The sequence below is a fragment of the Vibrio campbellii CAIM 519 = NBRC 15631 = ATCC 25920 genome, assembly GCF_002163755.1.
Classification (GTDB): Bacteria; Pseudomonadota; Gammaproteobacteria; order Enterobacterales; family Vibrionaceae; genus Vibrio; species Vibrio campbellii.
In genome coordinates, this window is record NZ_CP015863.1 from 2,749,929 (window position 1) to 2,774,266 (window position 24,338).

Here is a 24,338-nt window from a genome sequence, read left to right on the forward strand (position 1 = left end):
CCATCTAGATAAATAACCCATCAAAAAGTCATTTATCTAGTTAGAAACGAATAGCGGAGAGTCTCCTCTCCGCTATTAAATGTGTACTCTATCGAATGATTTCAAGCTCTTCCACGTCTTTCCCTAACTTTTCTAGTTGAGGGCGAAGGGATTTCGCATCCCCGACAACGACTATCTGATAGTCATTCGGGTCGAACCATTTTTCAGCTAGAGCGTTGAGCGTCTTTTTATCGACAGTCTCAACAATAGCGTTGCGTTGCTGTAAGTAATCTTTATCTAGGTTGTATTTCAAAATATCACTGATGAGTTTGCCTTTCTGTGTTGGCGTCTCGTATTTCAGTGCATCTTTTTGACCGACCGCTTGGCGCATAAATTTCAATTCATCGTCAGTCATGCCCGATTGTGAGAACTCGTTCAACTCATTCTCCATCTCGATGATAGACGCAACCGTCGAATCTGCACGTACTTGCGCTGTAAAGACAACAGAACCTGTTTCTACGTTGCCGGAGAAATAACCATAAGCACCATAAGTGTAGCCTTTGTCTTCGCGAAGGTTTTGGTTGATACGGCTATTAAAGTTACCCGCTAAGTTAAAGTTTGCCAGCTGTCCCAAATAGAAATCACCCGTAGCATCGTAAGGCATACCTTGACGAACCATCATGACGACACTCTGTGGTGCGCCTGGCTTATCAACCAAATGTACTTTTTGCGAACCCAATGGCGCGATAGCTTGTGGCGCATACAATGGTGCTGCTTCGTCTTCCCAGTTCGCCCAGAAAGACAACTGCTTCTCTACATCTACTTTATTGATGTCACCAACCGCAATGATCTGGGCACTTTGTGGCGTGTAGTGCTTCGAATAGAAGTCACGCACATCATCCAGCGTCAGAGCCTTCAATCCTGCTTTGGTGCCATCTTTTGGACGCGCAAAGATAGAATCGCCATACAGCACTTGGCGACTTGCCTGCGATGCCATCCAGCTTGGTTTTTGATGTTCATACACCAAACCTTCTAGTGCTTGAGCTTTTACGCGGTCGAAGTCTTCTTGCTTAAATGCTGGCGATAGCAACATTTCTTCGACAATCTTTAGCGTTGGCGCTAGGTTTTTCTCCAGAGAAGAAACGCTGATGTCTGTGGTATACCCCGTCGCATCAACAGCAATCACACTGCCTAACTTGTCCAGCTCTGCTTGAATTTCTTCAGCTGAATGTTTTGTCGTGCCTTCTTGCAGCATCGCCGCGGTCAACTGAGCAAGACCCTCTTTACCTTTCTCAACGAATCGTGTCCCTGCTGGCAAACTAAACTGCATGGTCACTGTTGGTGTCTCGCTGCTCATGGTCCCCAGTAACTCAGAGCCATTCTTGAAGTGGATGTCGTACAACTTCGGCATGGTTGCTTCTACTGGCGCACCTGCAGGCGGCTGCACAGAACGATCGAAGTTATCCGTCGCTCGACGGTACGCCAATTGGTCATCAGTGATCTTTTCGTACTCTGGCAAAGTACGCTTTGGTGTCACAAACGTCGCAGGTTTTACCGCAAGTTCGGTCTTACCACGTGGCACAACGCTCAGCGTTACCTTGTTCTTACCTTGAATGAAATCACTGTATGCTTTCTCAACGGATTCAGGCGTCACCGCACGAAGCTGTTCAAGTTGCTCTTCAATCAGATCCGGTTTACCAAAGAACGTTTGATTCGACGCCAGTTGCGTTACTTTACCTTTCACACTTTCTAGAGCAAAAATCGCATCAGCTTCCGTTTTGCCTTTCAATTGTTCAAGGCGATCTTTGGTTACGCCGCCTTTGGCAAACTTATCCAGCGATGCCATCAACTCATCATACAACTTAGTAAGATCGCCTTTGTCACCAGAGTCTCCCATCGCGTAGACATAGAAGTTACACGACAGCTCAGCACAATCATGGAACGATCCTGCATCGACTGCTTTCTGGGTTTTAACTAAGTCTTGATAAAGCACACTGTTAGTACCACTACCTAGTACACTTGATAGCGTATCTAGCGACGCTTGATTTGCTTCACCGTTGTAGGTTGTCGGCCATGCCACCATGACCATAGGTTGCTGAATACGGTCTTCTAGGGTGATGAACTTGCTTTCTGCTAGTTTCGCAGGCTGCTTCGGTGCATTTTCAACCTCAGGACCACGAGGGATAGAGCCGAAGTATTTATTCACCCACGCTAGCGTTTGTTCAACATCGATATCGCCACCAATGGTCAATACCGCGTTGTTTGGACCATACCAACGTAGGAAGAAAGCTTTCAGATCGTTCACATCAACGCGATCAAGATCTTCAACATAACCGATCGTCTGCCATGAATATGGGTGACCTTCAGGGTACAGCGCTTCAGCCATACGTTCCCACATCAAACCATACGGACGGTTATCGTAACGTTGGGCACGTTCGTTCTTCACAGTAGAGCGTTGGATCTCAAACTTACGCTGCGATACCGCATCCAACAGGAAGCCCATACGATCCGACTCTAACCACAGCATTTTCTCTAGCTGGTTAGCTGGTACGGTTTCGAAGTAGTTAGTGCGGTCACGGTTAGTGGTGCCGTTTAGTGTGCCACCCGCTTCCGTAATAATTTTGAAGTGCTCTTGATCCCCCACATTCTCAGAGCCTTGGAACATCATGTGCTCAAAGAAATGAGCAAAACCTGACTTACCAATTTCTTCACGTGCTGAACCTACGTGGTAAGTCACATCAACGTGAACCAATGGGTCTGAATCTTCTGGTGCCAGAATCACCGTAAGGCCGTTATCGAGTTGATATTTCTGGTATGGGATTTTCACTTTGCCTTCTTCCGCTTTCGATGACTCGACGAAAGTAACTCCATCAGGCAATGATGATACAGGGGAGTTTGATGCACAGCCCGTGATCACTAATAGTGAGCACGCGCTTACCCAAAACATTCTCATGCGCTTTCCTTAAAATAAACCGAGATAGATGGCGGCCAACAAGCTATACCTTGCGGCTTTGCCTAAAAATATAAGAACCAAACACGGCAGAAATTTCATCCTTAACCATCCTGCCGCTAAACATAGCGGGTCACCAATCACTGGTAACCAGCTAAAAAACAATCCCCAATACCCATATTCGGATAACCACTTCAATGCGGTATGAGCGTGCTTCTCATCTTGGGTTTTATTTGGAATCCACAACCCAAGCCAATAGTTAGTAAGACCGCCAAGGGTATTACCAATGGTGGCAACAATAATGATGGAAGAAACTGAGTATTGGTTTAACGATAAGGTGGCAATCAATCCAGCCTCAGAGCCACCAGGTAATAAAGTGGCGCTGAGAAAGCCTGTCATGAACAACACCCATAATGCGGAGTCAGAGAACCAGAGTGCTAAGTTTTCAAAGGCAGCATTAAATGCCTCTAACATGTCATATCAAGCAAGACCTTGCCTCGCGTCCGCCCCGACTCAACTTGTTTGTGAGCTTCAATAACCTCATTCATCGGATAAACCTGCTGTATTTCAGTTTTCAGCAATCCAACCCCAACCATGTTAAGTAGGGTATCTAGTTGCTCACGTTCAGGCTCGACTAACATAGCGCTGGCTTCAAAACCCAATAGTTTAGCTTTTTCACAAATCAGCTCTGCGGTAATGGTAGGCACCGTAATGACACGAGCGTTATCAGTCAAACATTTGAGGGCATCTAAAGCAGCATCGCCACCAACAAGATCAATCAAAACATCCACATCTTCAACACGTTCTGACACTGGGGCAAATTGATAGTTCACTGCGTGAGCGCCAAGTGTGGCGAGGTAGTCTAAATTTCGTTCACTACAAGTGGTAAACACTTCTGCTTTCGTCGCTACTGCAATTTGTACCGCTATATGACCAACACCACCCGCACCAGCAAGAATTAAAACGCGGTCGCCTTCCGTCACATTGGCTTTGCTTAATGCTTGAGCCGCCGTTTGCCCAGCTAAGGGTAGCGCCGCTGCTGCTTCTAATGTCACGGTATTCGGTACATGACTCAGCTCCGATTCGGGAACACAAACATATTGACTATAGCCACCACCTCGAACTGGGAAGCCAATAAACCCGGCCACCTCATCACCTTCATTAAAGCGCGATGTCCCCTCTCCACATGACTCGACTTTGCCAGAGATGTCATAACCGGGAACCCAAGGTAAGTTATCTTTGTTTTGCGCGGCAGCCCAGCCGAGTCCTGCTCGTGTTTTTACATCAATAGGATTGACGCCTGAATAAGCCACTTTAACGAGGATTTCCCCTGCTTGAGGCGTCGGCGTTGACGCAGTTTGAATTGCAAGAACTTCCACGTTGCCGAACTCGGTAATCGCTATCTGTTTGTGTTCCATAACCCATTCCCTGACAGAAAACAAAAAGGGATGCGAAAAGCATCCCTTTGACTATAAACCATTTTGTTTGCCGAAGTTAATCGCCAATTTGTAAATTGGTGGATAATTCTCTGTCATTGATTATCAACCAATTTACTCAGGATTACTGACTACCCTGCGAGTGCCAGCAAGATACCTGCCGCCACGGCCGAACCTAGTACGCCGGCTACGTTTGGTCCCATTGCGTGCATCAGTAGGAAGTTTTGCGGGTTCGCTTCTAGGCCAACCTTGTTCACAACACGTGCCGCCATTGGTACCGCAGAAACCCCAGCCGCACCGATAAGTGGGTTGATGTCTTCTTTCGAGAACTTGTTTAGAAGCTTCGCCATCAGAACACCTGCACCAGTACCGATACTGAAAGCTACTGCACCTAACCCTAAGATACCTAGCGTTTCTATATTCAAGAACTGTTCGGCTTGTAGCTTAGAGCCAACCCCAAGCCCCAAGAAGATGGTCACGATGTTGATCAGCTCGTTTTGCGCCGTTTTAGATAAGCGATCCACGACGCCTGCTTCACGCATCAAGTTACCCAAACAGAACATACCAACCAGAGGTGTCGCCGAAGGTAGGAACAGAATCGTCATTAGTAGTACAGCAAGTGGGAACAATACTTTCTCCCATTTGCCTACGTGACGAAGCTGAGCCATCTTGATTTGACGCTCTTCTTTGGTTGTTAGAGCTTTCATGATTGGCGGCTGAATGATCGGCACCAAAGCCATGTAGCTGTATGCTGCAACCGCAATCGCGCCTAGCAAATCAGGAGACAGTTTACTCGCTAAGAAGATTGCTGTCGGACCGTCTGCACCACCGATGATCGCGATAGACGATGCATCCGCCATAGAGAACTCCATACCCGGTACATAGTTCAGTAAGATCGCGCCAAATAGCGTCGCAAAAATACCAAACTGTGCCGCAGCACCCAGCCACAAGGTCTTCGGGTTTGCAATCAAAGCACCAAAGTCTGTCATTGCACCGACACCCATAAAGATCAGCAGCGGGAATACACCCGATTCAATCCCGATGTAGTAGACGTAGTACAGCAAACCGCCCGGATCGGTAAAGCCAGCGTTTGGAATGTTTGCCAAGATGGCACCAAAGCCAATTGGTAATAACAGTAAGGGCTCAAAGCCTTTTTTAATCGCTAAAAACAGCAAGGCACAGCCAACCAGCATCATACAGATTTGGCCAAACTCGAAGTTAGCGATCCCTGTTTCTGACCATAGGGTCATCAATCCGTCCATGATACTCCCTTACGCTAGACTCAACAGTGGCGAACCAACCGTAACGGCATCACCTTCTTTCACGTTCAGTTCTTGAACTACCCCACCACGTGCTGCACGAACTTCAGTTTCCATCTTCATCGCTTCTAAGATAAGGAGAACGTCACCTTCCACAACTTCAGCACCCGGTTGAACATTCACTTTAAAGATGTTGCCCGCAAGTGGCGCTGGTACGGCTTCCGCAGCACTATTTGCAGGTGCGCTCGGCGCTGCAGGTTGAGCAGGTACAGTTGCTGTATTTGGCGTCACAGATGTTAATTGACCTTGAGGGCCTACCTCCACTGCATACACTTGGCCATCAACACGCACGCTGTAGGTTTCTACACCGCCAGTAGCAGGCTGCGTTGCAGGTGCAGCAGCTGGTTTCGCAGCTTCTAAGGTTGGTGCTGGTTCAAACGCATCTGGGTTGTCACGATTCTTAAGGAATTTCAGGCCAACTTGAGGGAACAAAGCATACGTCAATACGTCATCCACACGCTCACTTGCCAACTTGATACCATCAGACTGTGCTTTCTCCATCAAATCAACCGTTAGGTTTTCCATTTCTGCTTCAAGTAAATCGGCAGGACGACAAGTAATAGCTTCTTTACCATCCAACACTTTCGCTTGAAGTGCTGTATTAACAGGAGCAGGCGCTGCACCGTATTCACCCTTCAAAACACCAGCGGTTTCTTTGGTGATGCTCTTATAACGCTCACCTGTCAGCACGTTGATTACCGCTTGAGTACCAACGATCTGAGACGTCGGTGTTACCAGCGGGATAAAACCAAGATCTTCACGAACACGAGGGATCTCTTCCAATACCTCATCAATACGATCCGCAGCACCTTGCTCTTTTAGTTGACCTTCCATGTTGGTCAACATGCCACCCGGAACTTGGGCGATCAAAATGCGTGAATCCACACCTTTTAGCTGACCTTCCCACTTGGCGTATTTCTTACGTACTTCACGGAAGTAAGCCGCGATAGGCTCGATTTGGTCGAGTTTCAGATTAGTATCACGCTCTGTGCCTTGCAGCATCGCAACCACTGTCTCAGTAGGCGTATGGCCGTATGTACAACTCATAGACGAAATCGCAGTATCAAGAATATCGATACCCGCTTCCACCGCTTTCACTGCAGTCGCCGTAGAAAGCCCTGTGGTTGCATGGCAGTGAAGCGCAAGAGGCACATCACAGGATGCTTTGATGCGAGTGATCAGCTCTTCTGCTTCATAAGGCTTGAGCAAACCAGACATGTCTTTGATACACAGAGAGTGACAACCGAGGTCTTCTAAGCGTTTTGCTAAATCCACCCACGTCTCTGTGTTATGCACTGGGCTGGTCGTGTAAGACAGCGTACCCTGAGCATGTGCACCAACATTCACAGCAGCCTTAACAGCCGTTTGAAAGTTTCGTACGTCATTCATTGCGTCGAAAATACGGAAGACATCCATTCCGTTAACGTGTGCACGCTCAACAAACTTCTCTACTACGTCATCAGCATAATGGCGGTATCCTAGAAGGTTTTGACCACGAAGTAGCATTTGCATCGGCGTGCTTGGCATTGCTTTTTTTAACTCACGTAGACGCTCCCATGGGTCTTCTCCCAAGAAACGGATACACGCATCAAATGTTGCGCCACCCCAGGTCTCTAAAGACCAGTAACCAACCTTATCTAACTCAGCTGCGATAGGCAGCATATCTTCGATACGCATACGCGTAGCAAACAGGGATTGATGGGCGTCACGAAGGACCACATCAGTGATAGCGAGTGGTTTAGACATGCTCTTAAACTCCTTTTTAATCCTATCTTTCGGCTACTTCGCGACAGAGGCGCGATGTTTATGAATCGCAGCCGAGATCGCCGCCACTACTTGTGGACTAACAGCTGAAGAGGTTGATTGAACCTTGGTATTTGTTTTCGGTGCTGCGATCGGCGCTGGTACTTCTTCCGGTACCAATTTGGACATCAGCCGAACGAGATAAACTAGAATGGTGAGGAAAATAAATACGACCGCCATCCCTGTTAACATCAGGGTGGCCGCATCTACTAGCAGGCTTCCTATATTTGTCATGTTGCTTCCTTTCTTTGTCATCCTGACAATGCGCAGGACTCTAATAGCGTCAAATCCCGACCAATGGATTATCTCGATTGGTTAAATTTTGTCAATTTTGTTTAAGAAAGCTTTTTATTAATCTTTAATATTGATTATTTATTCACTACCCAGATCACAATTCGAGAGAAAATCATCGTTGAACATAAGAATGTTTAACTTATAACCACACTAAATTAAAGTGATTATAAAAACTGCGATTGGTATTTCAAAAAATCAATCTAAATTAAGGAGGAAAATAAAATAAAAACAGAAGCCTATATCAACTTAACTAAATTAAAACAACTGGTTTACAATTTATTTCTTAAATAATCACACCAAAAGTAAAATGCGATTAAGGTGATACGAGCAAAGCTTTGCCCCTCGGGTTGTTAAACTAGCCGCTCTTGAATGAGCTTATGATTATTTACGCATTCTTTTTGAGTACTTATTGTGCGGTTAACCCCCCATTCATCCGCACTATCTTGATAGCATCATGACGGCAATGTACATCCAGTTTCTTGTACAACTTATAGATATGGCTTTTCACCGTACTCTCTGACAAAAACAACTGTGAAGCGATCTGCTGGTTTGATATTCCATAAGCCAGCAACTCTAAAATTTGCCTCTCACGACTGGTTAGCGAATCATGTTGGCATTCCATCGAAACATTCGAGTGTCGGTAGTTGTTGATTAACGTTTCTAAATACACCCTTGGTAACCACAATCCTCCTTGAAATATATATTCCACACTCTCACTTATGTGGGACACAGAAGCACTTTGTAACAAAATGCCTTTAAGTAGCTTCCATCGCAACAATTCATTTTCAACGCTCTTGCTTGGTACGTTGTGAATCATTAGCGGCCAACCGAATAAATCAAAATCCGGGAGCAAACCTCTGGATTCAAGTCGCCTCATAAAGTCATAGTCAATAAGTACAAGATCGATGCTCATGGTATGACTGCGAAAGACGGCCTCTTCTGGTAAACACGTTCTGACTTTTACATCAGGTGCGATTGATAATTGCCCCTCTATTAAACTGGTTTGAAGATTATTCTCCGCTAGAAGGAGAAGATGCTTGGTTCCCATAGTATCCACCACTGTTTGCTGACACCTTTACTACCTACCTCCATGTGCCAGTGTTTTCTGATCACCACATTGATGATCAATAAAATTATCAATAGAGAAAATATAGCAGTTCAGGCTGACTTTACGGGCACACCTACGACGTAAAATAACCAAAAGGATTGAGCATTTTTAAATGTAGAGTCGACACCTTTCCACCCAACCTAATTTAACTGCTTGTTCTTACTGACACCTTCAATTCAGGGGTCTAAACATCGACTTAACCGCTGAGATTTTAGGCTGAGTCATCTGATGAGCAAAAACCTACTTTTTCAGCCTTATTAGTTAGATATTTTCATACTTGAAGCACCCTAATGAGAGCTATTCTCACTAAGTTGATGATAAAAATTAGCTTTTATCAGTAAGCCAGCTAGCTTCTATTCTTCATTCAACTCACTACTGATAGTTTTCTCATTCATAAGAAACGCCCCCCAAAAACCTTACATATAATTCTCTCGCTTCCGCAGTTAAGGAGGCAGCAAGAAGTTTACGTGCAGTCATTTTTAATTAGGACATATCAGGAAATGGGGTAATCAACATGACTCTTAACAAAACAGGGCTTGCTATCGCAATGTCAGCGATTCTTTTTAGTGGTTCAGTATTAGCTGCTAACGGTATTGATGATGGCGATGACAATAAGCAATGGACGAACAGCGCAAACACGGCAACACAAACCACTACACAAACGAACAGCAGCACAAATGACGCCAGCAGTGCTGATGCAAATACAAATCGTAGTTACAACAACAACAGTACGAATAATGCGAACGACAGTTCTGATTCAAGCATGAACACGACTCGGAGTAACAACGACAACAGTGATAACAGCGACAGTAGCAATGCAAGTACTAACGGTAGCTACAACAACAGTAGCACCAATAATGCGAATGACAATTCAGATTCAAGCATGAACACCACGCGTAGTAACAACGACAACAGTGACCACAACGCGAGCACCAACCAAAGCAATAATGACAACAGCAGTAGCTATGCGAACGATAACTCCAACTCAAGTACGAATGGCAGTTACAACGACAACAGCGATAACCGTGACCAAGCAGACTACCGAGATCAATCAGATAACCGTGACCAAAGCGATAGCAGCGACAACAGCAGTAGTTACGCAAACGACAACTCTGATTCCAGCATGAACACTACACGTAGTAATAACGACAATAGTGACAACCGTAGTTACGCTGACAACAACTCGGACAATCGTGATCAAAGTGATAATCGTGATCAAAGCGATAACCGAAGCTACGCGAACGACAACAGCGATAGCAGCACAAACGATAGCTACAACGACAACAGTGACTCAAGCACAACTAACACGGACAGCTTCAACCAAATCAACATGGATACAGATATGGTCGTAGCAAACTCGGAAGTGATGGGGCAAGTTCACTCAGCATCGGTCACTTACGATGCAGGAGAGAAAGACGCAAAAGTGAAAGTTGAAAACGTGAATAACCTTGGCGGTTTAGATAGTGCTGCGGGTATTACAACTGTGGCACAAAATGCCGGAGCGAACTCACTGATTCAACAGTCTGTTGCTACCAATGCCAGTGTGTTTACTGGTGGTGAGTAAAGGAAGCTAGGAGAAAGCGATGCGTTTGGCACTGTGTACCTTGGGTATGATAGTTGCTTTTTCCGCACACGCGGAAAACATAACGTTATCTGATAAAAGTGTCAGTCTAGAAACAATGAATGAAGCACGAGGTGGCCAGAATGTTGAGCTAGACCTTGTTTATGCAGAATCAGATGTAGATGGCATTTCTTCAGATAACGTAGCGACCAATACCGTGAGCGGAAACAACATACTCTCATCAGGAGCGTTCGCAGACAGTTCAGGGATATCGAGCGTGATTCAGAATACTGGTAACAACGTTCTAATCCAGAACTCAACCGTCGTTAACCTGACACTCAAGTAAATATTGATATGAAAGTTTGGCAAAACTTACCTTGGCTGTTGCTGGCTCTGTCAGCTTCAGCCAATTCATTGGAGTTTCTCCCTCATCGGGGACATTTTTCTGTGCCTGTTAAAAGCTACAAAGAAATCGTATTTGGTGATGTATTTCGTCAACAGTATGATTTCAGTTGCGGTTCAGCAGCACTGGCCTCTCTATTGACCTATCACTATCAAACCCCTTCTTCAGAACAAGATATTTTTAAAAGCATGTACGACAAGGGAGATAAAAAGAAGATCAAAGAGAAAGGCTTTTCACTACTAGACATGAAAGTTTACCTCGATTCCATTGGACTTAACTCAGACGGCTTTCAAGTAGGATTAGAAAAGATTCGCAATGTAGGGGTCCCAGGGATCACACTCGTCAATTTTGATGGTTACATGCACTTCGTGGTGATCAGAGGAATGAACGCAGACTCCGTAATCTTAGGCGATCCATCTCGGGGCACCATGATCATGAAATACGAAGAGTTCCAGAAATACTATCAAGGGATTGTGCTTCTAATCCGTAACGAAGCTGAAGTTGGTCGATCTGGTTTTATTACTGACGATAAGTTTGCTATTTATCATTCCTCTCCCCTAGAAAGCGGTGTGCAAAGAGATTCTCTCGGTGTGTTTAGCATTACGCTCCCCGTCGCTGGAGAGAACTAGATGAGGTGTGGTTATGAGGCTATCTAAGTGGATTCTGACATGCGGTGTTTTGACTTCGACACTTTCTCTAGCGAATGAAGTGGATCTAACGGGGTTAACCCCACTTTCACCGAATTCGTTGTCCGAGCTTCGTGGTGGCTTTCAAGTCACTGACGATTACATCATCAACATCGGATTAAGTATTACCACCACAATCAATGGACAAGATATCCTAAATACCACCATTGCCAATTTAGTTATTGAGAATGGCCACCTTACCAATATTAGCGGCAGCAATAGCTCAGATGATCTAGGTAACCCTCTCGATCAAGGCATCGTCAACATCATTCAATTTGGCGAAGGCAACTTTATAAGTGATAACCGCGCAAACTCACCAGATGTGACGAACCCGAATCAACCAAATATCATTAGCTCAGAATTCATCAATTCCAGCATCATCAACATCATTCAAAACACCACAGATAACAGTGTGATTGGTTTAAGTACACTGGTCGACATCGATGCGCAAGTGAGTGGCGTAATGCATCAAATTCGTGCAAACCAGCAACTAGAAGACGCACTGTTGAATCACCTCCAATAATTGCCCACAAGAAGCGCTTGTACAAAAAGGGGCTGTCATCACAACAACCCTTAAATTCCTCTGTATTCATCTACTACAGATTAAATGGCACACTAATCGTTAATTGAAAATCTGGGGTATCTTCGGTTAATCCAGCTTGCGCACTTACGTTGAGCGATGCTCTAGGGCTAAAGGCATAATTAACACCAAACGTCAGTGCATCCAATTGAAGTAACTTCGCGTCATCAGCCGAGCTGCCGTTCACTTTACTTTTCAAAATCGTTTTGTGGCTTACCCCTAGCGAAAAAGACAAGTCTGGATTGACGGCAAAGCCCATCCCTCCCGCTAACGCAATGGTATCACCAAGATCAACGTCTGCTTTGGTATCTCCAACAGTAACATTCTCTTCCAAGTTATAGATGTAGCTCAGGCTTGCATACAGCACCGCTGGGTCTGTTGGGTAGATCATTGAAATGTTGGGTTCAAAACTCCAAAAACCAGATCCCGTCGGCACATCACTAAAGGAATTACTGCCTTCGTCTATAGAAACATCGTAAGGCGAGCGCCCAGTATCGGATTTGACTCTTAAACCACCGACCCAATAAGGTGCACTATCAAAATTAAACTGGTGGCGAATCGCAAGCTCAACATCTCCCATCCCGCCACCATCGATTGTTGTATTGACCACGTCAGCATTCGAACCGTCCTGAATAGGGCGCGTTGCAATCTGGTCGTTTCGATAAACGTAGGGCAACCGAACCTCCAATTCCGTAGCGTTGGTCAAACCATAGCGAGCGGCTAAGCCAACCGTAACTGTAGTTCTATCAGCATCACTGACCTCAATTCGTCCCACGATCAATGTTGGTAAAACGGTATAACCAACCACAGAGACTTTATTTGAAGAGTTTTGCGTGTAGCTAAGTGATGTGTCGAATGACCACTGTCCTCGCGGCGTGAGCACTCCTGGGCGGTCTATAACATCACTGACGGTCTGAGCCCGTTGAGGAATATCATCGCCTTCCGAGCTATTTGCGGTTTGAGCTACACATACCAACCCAAGAGTGCAGCCAATCAGAGTCTTCCCTAACATCGAGTAATCCTTTCTTGTGGTGGTTATAAACGATTAGGTTAGATCTGAAGGTTTAGCAATGAGTTGATGGCAAGAAGTCGCACAATCTTAAAACAGAAACGCTGGAATGACTGAGGACAGTATCGATAAGAAAGGGGGGCCAGTTCTCAGATACAAAAAAGCCCCGCATAAGCGAGGCTTTTTCTAAAGAGTGGCGCGTCCTGGAGGATTCGAACCTCCGACCGCCTGGTTCGTAGCCAGGTACTCTATCCAGCTGAGCTAAGGACGCACAGGTTTCGACATCGGTGTTCCCAATATCAGGATATCTACAAAAGAAACCCTAAAGAGTGGCGCGTCCTGGAGGATTCGAACCTCCGACCGCCTGGTTCGTAGCCAGGTACTCTATCCAGCTGAGCTAAGGACGCGCAAGTTTCGATATCGGTATTCCCGATATCAGGATATCTATAAAATAAACCCTAAAGAGTGGCGCGTCCTGGAGGATTCGAACCTCCGACCGCCTGGTTCGTAGCCAGGTACTCTATCCAGCTGAGCTAAGGACGCGCAGTTTTCGATATCGGTATTCCCAATATCAGGATATCTATAAAAGAAACCCTAAAGAGTGGCGCGTCCTGGAGGATTCGAACCTCCGACCGCCTGGTTCGTAGCCAGGTACTCTATCCAGCTGAGCTAAGGACGCGCAGTTTTCGATATCGGTATTCCCAATATCAGGATACCTATAAAAGAAACCCTAAAGAGTGGCGCGTCCTGGAGGATTCGAACCTCCGACCGCCTGGTTCGTAGCCAGGTACTCTATCCAGCTGAGCTAAGGACGCGCAGTTTTCGATATCGGTATTCCCAATATCAGGATATCTATAAAAGAAACCCTAAAGAGTGGCGCGTCCTGGAGGATTCGAACCTCCGACCGCCTGGTTCGTAGCCAGGTACTCTATCCAGCTGAGCTAAGGACGCGCAATAGTCTTATTTTACTTTGTATAACCCGTTTATCAAACGAATTATTAAATAGTGGCGCGTCCTGGAGGATTCGAACCTCCGACCGCCTGGTTCGTAGCCAGGTACTCTATCCAGCTGAGCTAAGGACGCGCAGATCTTCTTGCTAGGAAGTTGTGAAGTAAATCACATTCATTTCTTACGAAACAAAAAAAAGGCCGTCGGGCCAGTCAATGAATGGCGGTGAAGGAGGGATTCGAACCCTCGATACGGGATAAACCGTATACTCCCTTAGCAGGGGAGCGCCTTCAGCCTCTCGGCCACCTCACCGTTTTCATTGTTATATCTCAGAAGATATATGGCGCGTCCTGGAGGATTCGAACCTCCGACCGCCTGGTTCGTAGCCAGGTACTCTATCCAGCTGAGCTAAGGACGCACTTTTTGTTGATAAATCAACGTTGCAAGAATGGCGGTGAAGGAGGGATTCGAACCCTCGATACGGGATAAACCGTATACTCCCTTAGCAGGGGAGCGCCTTCAGCCTCTCGGCCACCTCACCGTCTTGCGGAGGCACATATTACGTTTTACCGAAAATATGTCAAACACTTTCTTTGAAAAAAAACGCAAAAATCGCTTAACCGATGCGGATTTAATCAAAGTGACTATTAAACAAACTTTACCACCCTATTATGATGAAAAAAAGAGAGTCTTCTCTTAAAAAATGACATTAATTAGAAACTAAAAAGGCTAGCCCATCGGCTAGCCTTTTTCATTCAAACTAAGCTCTGTAAACAGGAGCGGCTTAGTAGTTACCAGAAGCAACGTTACCATTGCCCTTTTCAGCTTGAATGCGCATGTAGATTTCTTCACGGTGAACAGAAACCTCTTTCGGAGCGTTAACGCCGATACGTACTTGGTTACCTTTAACACCTAGTACAGTTACAGTCACTTCATCACCAATCATCAGTGTTTCGCCTACGCGGCGAGTCAAAATTAGCATTCTTTGCTCCTTGAGTAATCTCTAAATATTCTTGCTACAAAGCTATTATCCAACAAAAGTTATATTTTCGTAAACTACCTTGTGACCGAAAGTTAGCCCAAAAAGGCATGTTTTTGCTGAATGTTTACTGCTTCGCTAGATGTGACGTAAGCATCATGAAGAATGTTTGCTGCTGCATCCACACACTCGGGTGGTAAGACCAGCATCATAGTAAGTGCATTCGTTGAGCAGAAATTGATCGCAATATCTTGCTGTGCCAACAATTCGCAGGCGTGGTCAACCATTACATTGGCTTCAAGCCCCACAGCGGTCAACAGGCTTACAGCCTCACTATTACGGATTTTATCGCTGAACACCAGATCCAACTTGGCACATGCATCTTGTTTTATCATGATACCTGTTCGATCTGTTTCCTCGATCACATTCCAAATGTCGATACCCAACATCTGACATTGCTTTGTAATGCTGGACAAATGTTCGTTGTCGACTTCAATCATGGCAAGGTCACGTTGAATGGCTATACCAGAGACGGCTTTTAAGCCTGCTTCTCCTTTTACCAAACTGCCTTCATTCACATCGAATGTAGAAAGCACGCGCAGCGGTACATTATTCTTCCATGCAAACTGCACAGAAGGGAGATGCAACACTTTCGCTCCACGACTGGCCATTGCTTCCATCGAAGGAAAATCAATCACCGCCATCTTTTGAGCGTTTTTTACTACACGTGGATCACAAGTATAAATACCATCAACGTCGGTAAAGATTTGACACTCATCAGCGCTTAACGCACCAGCCAGTGTCACTGCGCTCGTATCTGAGCCACCTCGACCTAATGTGGTGATATCCCCATTTTCATTCACACCTTGGAAACCTGCTACGATGACAATTTGGTCTTGCTCAAGCAAATCCATAACCGTAGAAGTATCAATGTGTTTAATCGTCGCGTCATTGTGTTGATTGTCCGTCACAATGTTCGCCTGTGCTCCGGTAAGTGAGCGCGCAGCATAACCCAATTTATTCAGAGTCATTGCCAGCAGTGCCATCGACACTTGCTCACCAGCAGAGAGCAAAACATCAAGTTCTCGAGCCGTTGGAACGCTATCTACTTGCTTAGCGAGATCCATTAATCGGTTTGTTTCGCCTGACATTGCAGACACAACTACGACAACTTGATTACCATCATTTTTCGCCTTAATGATGTGTTCAGCTACCTGGTGGATTCTCTCAATTGAACCCACCGAGGTTCCGCCAAACTTTTGCACGATAAGGGGCTTTTTCACCAGTCTTCACCTTCCCAAGACCAAAGTCTCATTAGGACCACTCATATTCCACTAATTGAAATTATATAAGCGGTAGTTACAACAAAAACCAAGCAGCGTAAATGACCTGGTTAAAATACGGTCAATTAAACCACTTGGTTATCATAAAAAAATTACGCCCAATCAAAGAACATTGATTGAGCGTAAGATGTGTTTTAAATAATTATAGACGTTCTTCTAGCCAAGGCTGTACAGTCTGAATTGCCGCAGGTAGCGCCGCAACATCGGTACCACCTGCTTGAGCCATATCTGGACGACCACCACCTTTACCACCAACTTGCTCAGCAACCATCTTAACTAGGTCGCCCGCTTTCACTTTGCCGATAAGGTCTTTGGTTACACCTGCAATCAGACCGATCTTGTCATCGTTCACGTTTGCAAGAAGGATAACGCCGCTACCTACTTGGTTTTTGATGTCATCAACCATAGTACGTAGGTTCTTGTTATCTGCGCCTTCTAGAGCTGCAATCAGTACTTTAGTACCGTTGATATCCTGAACTTTACCCATGATGTTCGCGCTTTCTGCTGCTGCCATCTTGTCTTTCAGTTTTTGGATTTCTTTCTCTAGAGATTTCGCTTTCTGTGATGATTCAACCAGTTTCTCTTCGTACTTAGCCGCTTGAGCTTCGATTGCGTCTAGCGCACCTTCACCCGTTACCGCTTCGATACGGCGGATACCTGCTGCGATACCACCTTCAGATGTGATCTTGAATAGACCGATGTCACCAGTGCTTGAAGCGTGGATACCACCACAAAGCTCAGTCGAGAAATCCCCCATAGACAGCACGCGTACTTCGTCGTCGTACTTCTCACCGAACAATGCCATTGCGCCTTTCTTCTTCGCAGACTCAATGTCCATCACGTTGGTTTCAATCACGTGGTTACGACGAATTTGCGCGTTAACTAGACGCTCAACTTCTTTCAATTCTGCTGCAGTTACGGCTTCTAGGTGTGAGAAGTCGAAACGTAGACCATCAGCTTTCACTAGTGAGCCTTTCTGAGTAACATGCTCACCAAGCAATTGGCGTAGCGCTGCGTGTAGCAAGTGCGTTGCTGAGTGGTTTAGAGAGATAGCTGCGCGACGCTCAGCGTCAACGATAGTTGCAACTTCGTCGCCTTTCGCTAGCACGCCTTCAGCCATTACACCGTGGTGTGCGATTGCGTTACCTAGCTTTTGAGTGTCTTCAACACGGAATACACCAGACTCAGTGCGGATTTCACCAGCGTCACCACATTGACCGCCTGACTCAGCGTAGAATGGTGTTTCACCAAGTACGATGATTGCTTTATCGCCTGCAGATAGTGATTCTACTTCGTTACCTTCAACGAACATCGCTGCTACAGAGCTAGAGCCTTTAGTACCTGTGTAACCACAGAATTCTGTTTGCGTATCAACTTTGATTGCTGCGTTGTAGTCAGTACCGAAGTTACCAGCTTCACGCGCACGTTGACGCTGCTCTTCCATCGCTTTCTCAAAACCTTCTTCGTCGATAGCGAACTCACGCTCACGTGCAACGTCGTTAGTTAAGTCAGCTGGGAAGCCGTAAGTATCGTAAAGTTTAAATACGGTTTCGCCGTCTAGTACTTTACCGTCCGTTCCTTGCGAAGAAATGTTATCTAATGCTTCGTTTAGAATCGCCATACCACGCTCAAGTGTACGACCGAAGTTTTCTTCTTCGATACGCAATACTTTTTCGACCACAGCTTGTTGACGCTTCAGCTCTTCGCCAGCCGTACCCATGATTTCAGCTAGTACACCAACCAATTTGTGGAAGAATGCACCTTGTGCGCCCAGCTTGTTACCGTGACGAACTGCACGACGGATGATGCGACGCAGAACGTAACCACGACCTTCGTTTGAAGGCATCACGCCATCAACGATCAGGAATGAACATGAACGGATGTGGTCAGCAATAACGCGTAGCGATTGGTTTGATAGGTCTTCGTAACCGATCACTTCAGCAGCGGCTTTGATGAGAGCTTGGAATACATCGATTTCGTAGTTTGAGTGAACGCCCTGCATGATTGCAGAGATACGCTCGATACCCATCCCCGTATCTACCGATGGTTTTGGTAGCGGTTCCATAGTGCCGTCTGCTTGACGGTTGAACTGCATGAATACGTTGTTCCAGATCTCGATGAAACGGTCACCATCTTCTTCAGGCGTGCCAGGACGGCCACCCCAAATGTGCTCACCGTGATCGTAGAAGATTTCAGTACATGGACCACAAGGACCAGTATCACCCATTTGCCAGAAGTTGTCTGACTCAAATGGCTTACCACCTTTCTTGTCGCCAATGCGGATAATGCGGTCTGCTGGAACGCCTACTTTCTTGTTCCAGATATCGAATGCTTCGTCATCTGTCTCGTAAACCGTTACTAGTAGACGGTCTGCTGGCAACTTAAGAGTTTCCGTTAGAAATTCCCATACGAAAGCAATCGCGTCTTCTTTGAAGTAATCGCCAAAGCTGAAGTTGCCTAGCATTTCAAAGAATGTGTGGTGACGAGCAGTGAAGCCAACGTTTTCCAGGTCGTTGTGTTTACCACCAGCACGTACACAACGTTGAGCCGTAGTCGCTCGAGTGTAGGCTCGCTTTTCTAAGCCTAAGAAACAATCTTTAAATTGGTTCATACCCGCGTTTGTGAACAGCAGGGTTGGGTCGTTATGTGGAACTAACGATGAACTTTCTACGATTTGGTGTCCTTTGCTCTCAAAGAACTTGAGGAACGCGTTACGAACCTCATCAGTGCTCATGTACATGCAGCTCTTCCTGAAAATAGTCGAGTTAGAATTTTGCCGTATTGTAGATCATGCAATCAGCTACGACTAGTTTTCTTACGGAAAAGAGGGGGTAGAAGAAAAAATTTGAAGCAAAACAAAAATCAGCGTGAACCATTCACCGCTAATCTTCGTCCTCAAAGCTCAGCGCATAGCTGATTTGGTCAAAACTGTAGCCACGATATTGCAGAAATCGCACCTGTTTAGCGTACTCTTTCTGGTCTTTGGCTTTTATTCCTTTGAATTTCTTCTCTGCAGCCATTTTTGCCAGTTCAAACCAGTCTTGTGGCTCTTCTGCCATCGCCATATCAATGATGGATTCTGCCACACGCTTTTGGTTCAATTCTTGACGAATGCGACGCTCACCGTGACCTTTGTAAACATGCTGGCGCACTTGGCTTTTTGCATAACGCAGATCATCCAAATAATTGTGGTCGAGACAAAAATTAATGGCCACTTCGATGTCTGCTTCTTCATAACCTTTTAGAGCTAACTTTTGGTATAGCTCGTATTGCCCATGATCTCGACGGCTTAATAATTGGATAGCCGCTTCTTTGCTGGATAAGGTCGGCGCTTGACGCTTTTGGTACATGGTGATCCTAAAACTATTTTTGCTGTACAGGCTCTATAACAATCGTAGTAAATAACCGCTCCCTCTAGCTTACTAACGCGCTAGTTCTGATCGCTTACCTACTCTAATTGATATTAATCTGCCCTTTGTTTTTTCGGTTTTGATTTCAGCAGATACAACAAAGCCCCGCATAGCAGGGCTTTGTTCAATATGATTCAATCAGAAGATTAAAACTCTTCTTCTTGCTCTGATTTTTCACCCGATTCTGGTGCTTCAGGTAGTGCTGGTGAAAGTAGCATTTCACGCAGTTTAGCATCGATAGTCTTACCGATTTCTGGATTTTCGCGTAGGTAGTTACAAGCGTTTGCTTTACCTTGGCCGATCTTGTCACCTTGGTAGCTGTACCATGCACCCGCTTTTTCAACTAGCTTGTGCTTCACGCCTAGGTCAATCAGTTCGCCTTCGCGGTTGAAACCTTGGCCGTACATGATTTGCGTGTTCGCTTCTTTAAACGGTGCAGCAATCTTGTTCTTAACAACTTTGATGCGTGTTTCGTTACCTACTACTTCGTCACCTTCTTTGATTGCGCCAGTACGACGGATATCTAGACGAACAGAAGCATAGAACTTAAGTGCGTTACCACCAGTCGTTGTTTCTGGGTTACCGAACATCACACCAATCTTCATACGGATTTGGTTGATGAAGATACACATACAGTTAGATTGCTTTAGGTTACCCGTTAGCTTACGCATCGCTTGAGAAAGCATACGTGCTTGAAGACCCATGTGGCTGTCGCCCATTTCGCCTTCGATTTCTGCTTTTGGTGTTAGTGCTGCTACTGAGTCGACAACCATAACGTCGATAGCACCAGAACGTGCAAGTGCGTCACAGATCTCTAGCGCTTGCTCACCAGTGTCTGGCTGAGAAACCAATAGTGCATCGATATCAACGCCAAGTTTCATCGCGTATACAGGGTCTAGCGCGTGCTCTGCGTCGATAAACGCACAAGTTTTGCCTTCACGTTGTGCAGCAGCAATCAGCTCAAGAGTTAGCGTTGTTTTACCTGAAGATTCTGGACCGTAGATTTCTACGATACGACCCATTGGTAGACCACCAGCACCCAAAGCGATATCAAGAGAAAGAGAACCCGTTGAGATGGTTTCTACGTCCATTGCGCGGTTATCACCAAGGCGCATGATAGAGCCTTTACCGAATTGCTTTTCAATTTGACCTAGCGCAGCGGCGAGCGCTTTCTGTTTGTTCTCGTCCATTACTTTCTCCGATTTATTCATCTTCTTTGGGCGACGAATAGTAATTCATTTTTCTTAAGCAGAAGAACTGCTCAGCAATGAAAGTTATTATACTGTTGATTCATACAGTGTCTATACCTGTATGAAAAAAATTTGGCTGACTTATAGCCATAATTTGCTCTAGCCCTTATCAACGCTGGGCTAAAACAATTTCAGAAATTCTAGAGCAGATGTTGATGCAATTGAGTCAGTGCATGCTCGACCGCTTTTTTGCGAACTTTTGCACGGTCACCAGTGAAATGCATGGTTTCTACTTGCTGCCAACTTTGGTTATCAGCAAAAGCAAAACAGACTGTACCGACAGGTTTCTCTTCACTGCCTCCTCCCGGGCCTGCAATACCACTGATGGATACGCCGATGGTGGCATTTGAGTTTCTAATTGCGCCCTGCACCATTTCAATCACAACTGGCTCACTCACTGCACCATGCACATCTAATGTTGAAGCCTGTACGCCAAGCATCTCCATTTTAGCCTCGTTACTGTAAGTGACGAACGCGCGATCAAGCCACGCTGAACTACCAGCAATGTCAGTAATGGCGGTTGCAACACCACCGCCTGTACATGATTCTGCAGTCGTTAAAATATGTCCGTGTTTAGCCAATAATGCGCCTAAATCGGCACTCAATTTTGTTGCTCTTTCCATAGCCAAAAATGCCCTTTGTCTCTTTTTACTTGATAGGGATTCACGTATCCTAAGCCGCTACGGAAATAAACAAAAGTACTTACCTGTGAAAGCTGAACAAAAACACACTCCGATGATGCAGCAATATCTCAAGCTAAAGGCCGAGAACCCAGAAATCTTGCTGTTTTACCGCATGGGCGACTTCTACGAACTCTTCTACGACGATGCTAAACGCGCATCTCAATTGCTTGATATTTCGTTGACCAAACGTGGTGCGTCGGCAGGTGAACCTATCCCGATGGCTGGTGTTCCATTCCATGCGGTAGAAGGTTATCTAGCTAAACTTGTTCAGCTTGGTGAGTCTGTGGCTATCTGTGAGCAGATTGGCGATCCAGCAACAAGTAAAGGCCCGGTTGAGCGTAAAGTAGTACGCATTGTTACGCCTGGTACTGTGACTGATGAAGCGCTATTGTCTGAGCGTATCGATAACCTGATTGCATCGATTTACCATCATAATGGTAAATTTGGTTACGCGACATTGGATGTAACTTCGGGTCGTTTCCAACTAATCGAGCCGGAAACCGAAGAAGCGATGGCCGCAGAGCTGCAACGCACCGCACCTCGTGAGTTACTCTTCCCAGAAGATTTTGAACCCGTACATTTGATGTCGAACCGTAACGGTAACCGTCGTCGCCCGGTCTGGGAGTTCGAGCTAGATACCGCTAAACAGCAATTGAACCAACAATTTGGTACGCGCGATTTGGTAGGCTTTGGGGTTGAGCATGCTTCACTCGGTCTGTGTGCTGCGGGTTGTTTGATCCAATACGTAAAAGATACTCAGCGCACTGCCCTACCGCACATTCGTTCATTGACGTTTGATCGCCAAGATCACTCTGTCATTCTTGATGCCGCTACACGTCGCAACTTAGAGCTGACGCAAAACCTATCAGGCGGCACTGATAACACGCTAGCTGAAGTGCTCGATCACTGTGCGACCCCAATGGGCAGCCGTATGCTAAAACGTTGGTTGCACCAGCCAATGCGCTGTGTTGATACCCTTAACAACCGTCTTGATGCGATTGGTGAAATCAAAGATCAAAGCTTGTTCACCGACATTCAACCAATCTTCAAACAAATTGGTGATATTGAACGTATCCTCGCTCGTTTGGCACTTCGCTCGGCACGTCCGCGCGATATGGCTCGTCTGCGCCATGCGATGCAGCAACTGCCAGAGTTGGAAGCTGTCACTTCTTCTCTAGCTCACCCATACCTTAAAAAGCTAGCTCAGTTTGCTGCACCATTAGATGAGGTATGTGATTTACTCGAGCGCGCAATCAAAGAAAACCCGCCAGTGGTTATTCGTGAAGGGGGCGTGATTGCAGAGGGCTACAATGCTGAGCTTGATGAATGGCGCAAACTTGCAGACGGTGCAACCGAGTATCTAGAAAAACTCGAAGCTGACGAACGCGAACGTCATGGTATCGACACCCTAAAAGTTGGCTACAACGCTGTACACGGTTTCTTCATTCAGGTTAGTCGTGGGCAAAGCCACTTGGTTCCACCACATTATGTACGTCGCCAAACGCTGAAAAACGCAGAACGCTACATCATTCCTGAGTTGAAAGAGCACGAAGACAAGGTACTGAACTCCAAATCAAAAGCGCTAGCAGTTGAGAAAAAACTGTGGGAAGAGCTATTTGATTTGTTGATGCCAAACCTTGAGAAGATGCAAAACCTTGCTTCAGCGATTTCTCAGTTAGACGTACTACAAAACCTAGCCGAGCGTGCAGATTCACTTGATTACTGCCGCCCAACATTGGACAAAGAAGCAGGCATTAGCATTCAAGCAGGTCGTCACCCTGTCGTGGAGCAAGTAACCAGCGAACCATTTATCGCTAACCCTATTGAACTAAGCTCAAACCGTAAGATGCTGATTATAACTGGTCCAAACATGGGTGGTAAATCGACCTATATGCGCCAAACCGCATTGATTGCTTTGATGGCTCACATTGGTTCATACGTACCTGCAGAATCGGCTCGTATCGGCTCTTTGGATCGTATCTTTACTCGTATCGGTGCGTCTGATGATTTGGCCTCTGGTCGCTCAACCTTCATGGTAGAAATGACTGAAACAGCCAACATTCTTCACAACGCAACTAAGAACAGCTTGGTGCTAATGGATGAGATCGGTCGTGGTACCAGTACTTACGATGGTCTTTCTTTGGCATGGGCAAGTGCTGAATGGCTTGCAACTCAAATTGGCGCAATGACGCTGTTCGCAACGCACTACTTCGAACTGACTGAGCTACCAAACCTACTGCCAAACTTAGCCAATGTTCATCTTGATGCAGTAGAACACGGAGACAGCATTGCCTTTATGCACGCAGTTCAAGAAGGCGCGGCAAGCAAGTCTTATGGTTTAGCAGTTGCTGGTTTAGCGGGCGTTCCAAAACCAGTCATCAAGAACGCACGTCACAAACTGTCGCAGCTTGAACAATTAGGTCAAGGAACTGACTCACCTCGTCCGAGTACTGTTGATGTGGCAAACCAACTTAGTCTGATCCCAGAGCCAAGTGATGTTGAACAAGCATTGTCGAACATCGATCCTGACGATCTAACGCCGCGTCAGGCATTGGAAGAACTTTACCGCTTGAAGAAGATGCTCTAGTTTCTGAAGT

19 protein-coding genes and 10 tRNA genes are annotated in these 24,338 nt (G+C 45.9%); 5 read left to right on the forward strand and 24 right to left on the reverse strand.

Features of this window, described 5'->3' with window-relative positions:
• Positions 1-88: 88 nt before the first annotated feature.
• The 7 genes from A8140_RS13115 to A8140_RS13145 all read right to left on the reverse strand — a co-directional run bounded on the left by A8140_RS13115 (position 89) and on the right by A8140_RS13145 (position 8,829).
• Positions 89-2,932: a M16 family metallopeptidase gene (locus tag A8140_RS13115; protein ID WP_033000405.1), complete on the reverse strand. Its 2,844-nt coding sequence runs from the start codon at positions 2,930-2,932 to the stop codon at positions 89-91.
• A gap of 9 nt (positions 2,933-2,941) precedes the next feature.
• Complete coding sequence (locus A8140_RS13120; RefSeq protein WP_005534069.1) at positions 2,942-3,403, reverse strand: YqaA family protein; 462 nt, start codon at positions 3,401-3,403, stop codon at positions 2,942-2,944.
• Positions 3,397-4,347, reverse strand: coding sequence for an NADP-dependent oxidoreductase (locus A8140_RS13125; RefSeq protein ID WP_005534072.1), 951 nt, complete (start codon positions 4,345-4,347; stop codon positions 3,397-3,399). Before A8140_RS13125 ends, A8140_RS13120 begins: the two co-directional genes overlap by 7 nt.
• 149 nt (positions 4,348-4,496) lie before the next feature.
• Entirely contained in the window at positions 4,497-5,627 is a 1,131-nt protein-coding gene (locus A8140_RS13130) for a sodium ion-translocating decarboxylase subunit beta (RefSeq protein WP_005534074.1), read from the reverse strand.
• 9 nt (positions 5,628-5,636) lie between these two features.
• Positions 5,637-7,430 carry a sodium-extruding oxaloacetate decarboxylase subunit alpha gene (gene oadA / locus A8140_RS13135; protein ID WP_005534076.1) on the reverse strand — a complete coding sequence of 598 codons (1,794 nt, stop codon included), beginning with the start codon at positions 7,428-7,430 and terminating at the stop codon, positions 5,637-5,639.
• 33 nt (positions 7,431-7,463) lie between these two features.
• Entirely contained in the window at positions 7,464-7,721 is a 258-nt protein-coding gene (locus tag A8140_RS13140) for an oxaloacetate decarboxylase subunit gamma (RefSeq protein WP_005534078.1), read from the reverse strand.
• A gap of 466 nt (positions 7,722-8,187) precedes the next feature.
• Positions 8,188-8,829 carry a helix-turn-helix transcriptional regulator gene (locus A8140_RS13145; protein WP_033000407.1) on the reverse strand — a complete coding sequence of 214 codons (642 nt, stop codon included), beginning with the start codon at positions 8,827-8,829 and terminating at the stop codon, positions 8,188-8,190.
• A gap of 574 nt (positions 8,830-9,403) precedes the next feature.
• Between A8140_RS13145 and A8140_RS13150 the strand changes: the two genes are divergently transcribed.
• The 4 genes from A8140_RS13150 to A8140_RS13165 are packed head-to-tail and all read left to right on the forward strand — an operon-like array spanning position 9,404 to position 12,062.
• Positions 9,404-10,453: a hypothetical protein gene (locus A8140_RS13150; protein WP_005534083.1), complete on the forward strand. Its 1,050-nt coding sequence runs from the start codon at positions 9,404-9,406 to the stop codon at positions 10,451-10,453.
• A 19-nt stretch (positions 10,454-10,472) separates the two neighbouring features.
• Entirely contained in the window at positions 10,473-10,796 is a 324-nt protein-coding gene (locus A8140_RS13155; protein ID WP_005534085.1) for a hypothetical protein, read from the forward strand.
• Between the two features lie 8 nt (positions 10,797-10,804).
• Positions 10,805-11,482: a C39 family peptidase gene (locus A8140_RS13160; RefSeq protein WP_005534088.1), complete on the forward strand. Its 678-nt coding sequence runs from the start codon at positions 10,805-10,807 to the stop codon at positions 11,480-11,482.
• 13 nt (positions 11,483-11,495) lie between these two features.
• Positions 11,496-12,062, forward strand: a complete 567-nt coding sequence (locus tag A8140_RS13165; RefSeq protein ID WP_005534091.1) for a hypothetical protein — start codon at positions 11,496-11,498, stop codon at positions 12,060-12,062.
• Positions 12,063-12,135: 73 nt separating this feature from the next.
• On the opposite strand, the gene A8140_RS13170 is transcribed toward A8140_RS13165, so the two are convergent.
• The 17 genes from A8140_RS13170 to pncC form a co-directional block, all read right to left on the reverse strand.
• Entirely contained in the window at positions 12,136-13,131 is a 996-nt protein-coding gene (locus A8140_RS13170; RefSeq protein ID WP_005534093.1) for a transporter, read from the reverse strand.
• A 191-nt stretch (positions 13,132-13,322) separates the two neighbouring features.
• Positions 13,323-13,399 (reverse strand) — tRNA-Arg (locus A8140_RS13175).
• Between the two features lie 59 nt (positions 13,400-13,458).
• Positions 13,459-13,535: transfer RNA gene (locus tag A8140_RS13180), tRNA-Arg, on the reverse strand.
• A gap of 59 nt (positions 13,536-13,594) precedes the next feature.
• Positions 13,595-13,671: transfer RNA gene (locus tag A8140_RS13185), tRNA-Arg, on the reverse strand.
• A 59-nt stretch (positions 13,672-13,730) separates the two neighbouring features.
• Positions 13,731-13,807, reverse strand: a tRNA-Arg gene (locus tag A8140_RS13190).
• A gap of 59 nt (positions 13,808-13,866) precedes the next feature.
• Positions 13,867-13,943: transfer RNA gene (locus A8140_RS13195), tRNA-Arg, on the reverse strand.
• Positions 13,944-14,002: 59 nt separating this feature from the next.
• Positions 14,003-14,079: transfer RNA gene (locus A8140_RS13200), tRNA-Arg, on the reverse strand.
• A 55-nt stretch (positions 14,080-14,134) separates the two neighbouring features.
• Positions 14,135-14,211, reverse strand: a tRNA-Arg gene (locus A8140_RS13205).
• Between the two features lie 85 nt (positions 14,212-14,296).
• Positions 14,297-14,388: transfer RNA gene (locus A8140_RS13210), tRNA-Ser, on the reverse strand.
• Positions 14,389-14,417: 29 nt separating this feature from the next.
• Positions 14,418-14,494: transfer RNA gene (locus tag A8140_RS13215), tRNA-Arg, on the reverse strand.
• Positions 14,495-14,525: 31 nt separating this feature from the next.
• A tRNA-Ser gene (locus tag A8140_RS13220) sits at positions 14,526-14,617 on the reverse strand.
• Positions 14,618-14,860: 243 nt separating this feature from the next.
• Positions 14,861-15,058, reverse strand: coding sequence for a carbon storage regulator CsrA (gene csrA / locus A8140_RS13225; RefSeq protein WP_004415691.1), 198 nt, complete (start codon positions 15,056-15,058; stop codon positions 14,861-14,863).
• 92 nt (positions 15,059-15,150) lie between these two features.
• Complete coding sequence (locus tag A8140_RS13230) at positions 15,151-16,338, reverse strand: aspartate kinase (RefSeq protein ID WP_038862771.1); 1,188 nt, start codon at positions 16,336-16,338, stop codon at positions 15,151-15,153.
• Positions 16,339-16,540: 202 nt separating this feature from the next.
• The gene (gene alaS / locus A8140_RS13235; protein WP_005531690.1) at positions 16,541-19,138 is read right to left on the reverse strand and encodes an alanine--tRNA ligase; all 2,598 of its coding nucleotides are present in this window, start codon (positions 19,136-19,138) and stop codon (positions 16,541-16,543) included.
• A gap of 142 nt (positions 19,139-19,280) precedes the next feature.
• Positions 19,281-19,748 (reverse strand): recombination regulator RecX, encoded by a 468-nt coding sequence (recX, locus tag A8140_RS13240; protein WP_005531688.1) that lies wholly within the window; start codon positions 19,746-19,748, stop codon positions 19,281-19,283.
• A gap of 206 nt (positions 19,749-19,954) precedes the next feature.
• Positions 19,955-20,998, reverse strand: coding sequence for a recombinase RecA (gene recA / locus A8140_RS13245; RefSeq protein WP_005531686.1), 1,044 nt, complete (start codon positions 20,996-20,998; stop codon positions 19,955-19,957).
• Positions 20,999-21,198: 200 nt separating this feature from the next.
• Positions 21,199-21,681, reverse strand: a complete 483-nt coding sequence (pncC, locus tag A8140_RS13250) for a nicotinamide-nucleotide amidase (protein ID WP_005531683.1) — start codon at positions 21,679-21,681, stop codon at positions 21,199-21,201.
• A gap of 85 nt (positions 21,682-21,766) precedes the next feature.
• Here pncC and mutS point away from each other — a divergent pair, with 85 nt between their 5' ends.
• Positions 21,767-24,328 carry a DNA mismatch repair protein MutS gene (gene mutS, locus A8140_RS13255; RefSeq protein ID WP_005531681.1) on the forward strand — a complete coding sequence of 854 codons (2,562 nt, stop codon included), beginning with the start codon at positions 21,767-21,769 and terminating at the stop codon, positions 24,326-24,328.
• The last annotated feature ends 10 nt before the right edge of the window (positions 24,329-24,338 follow it).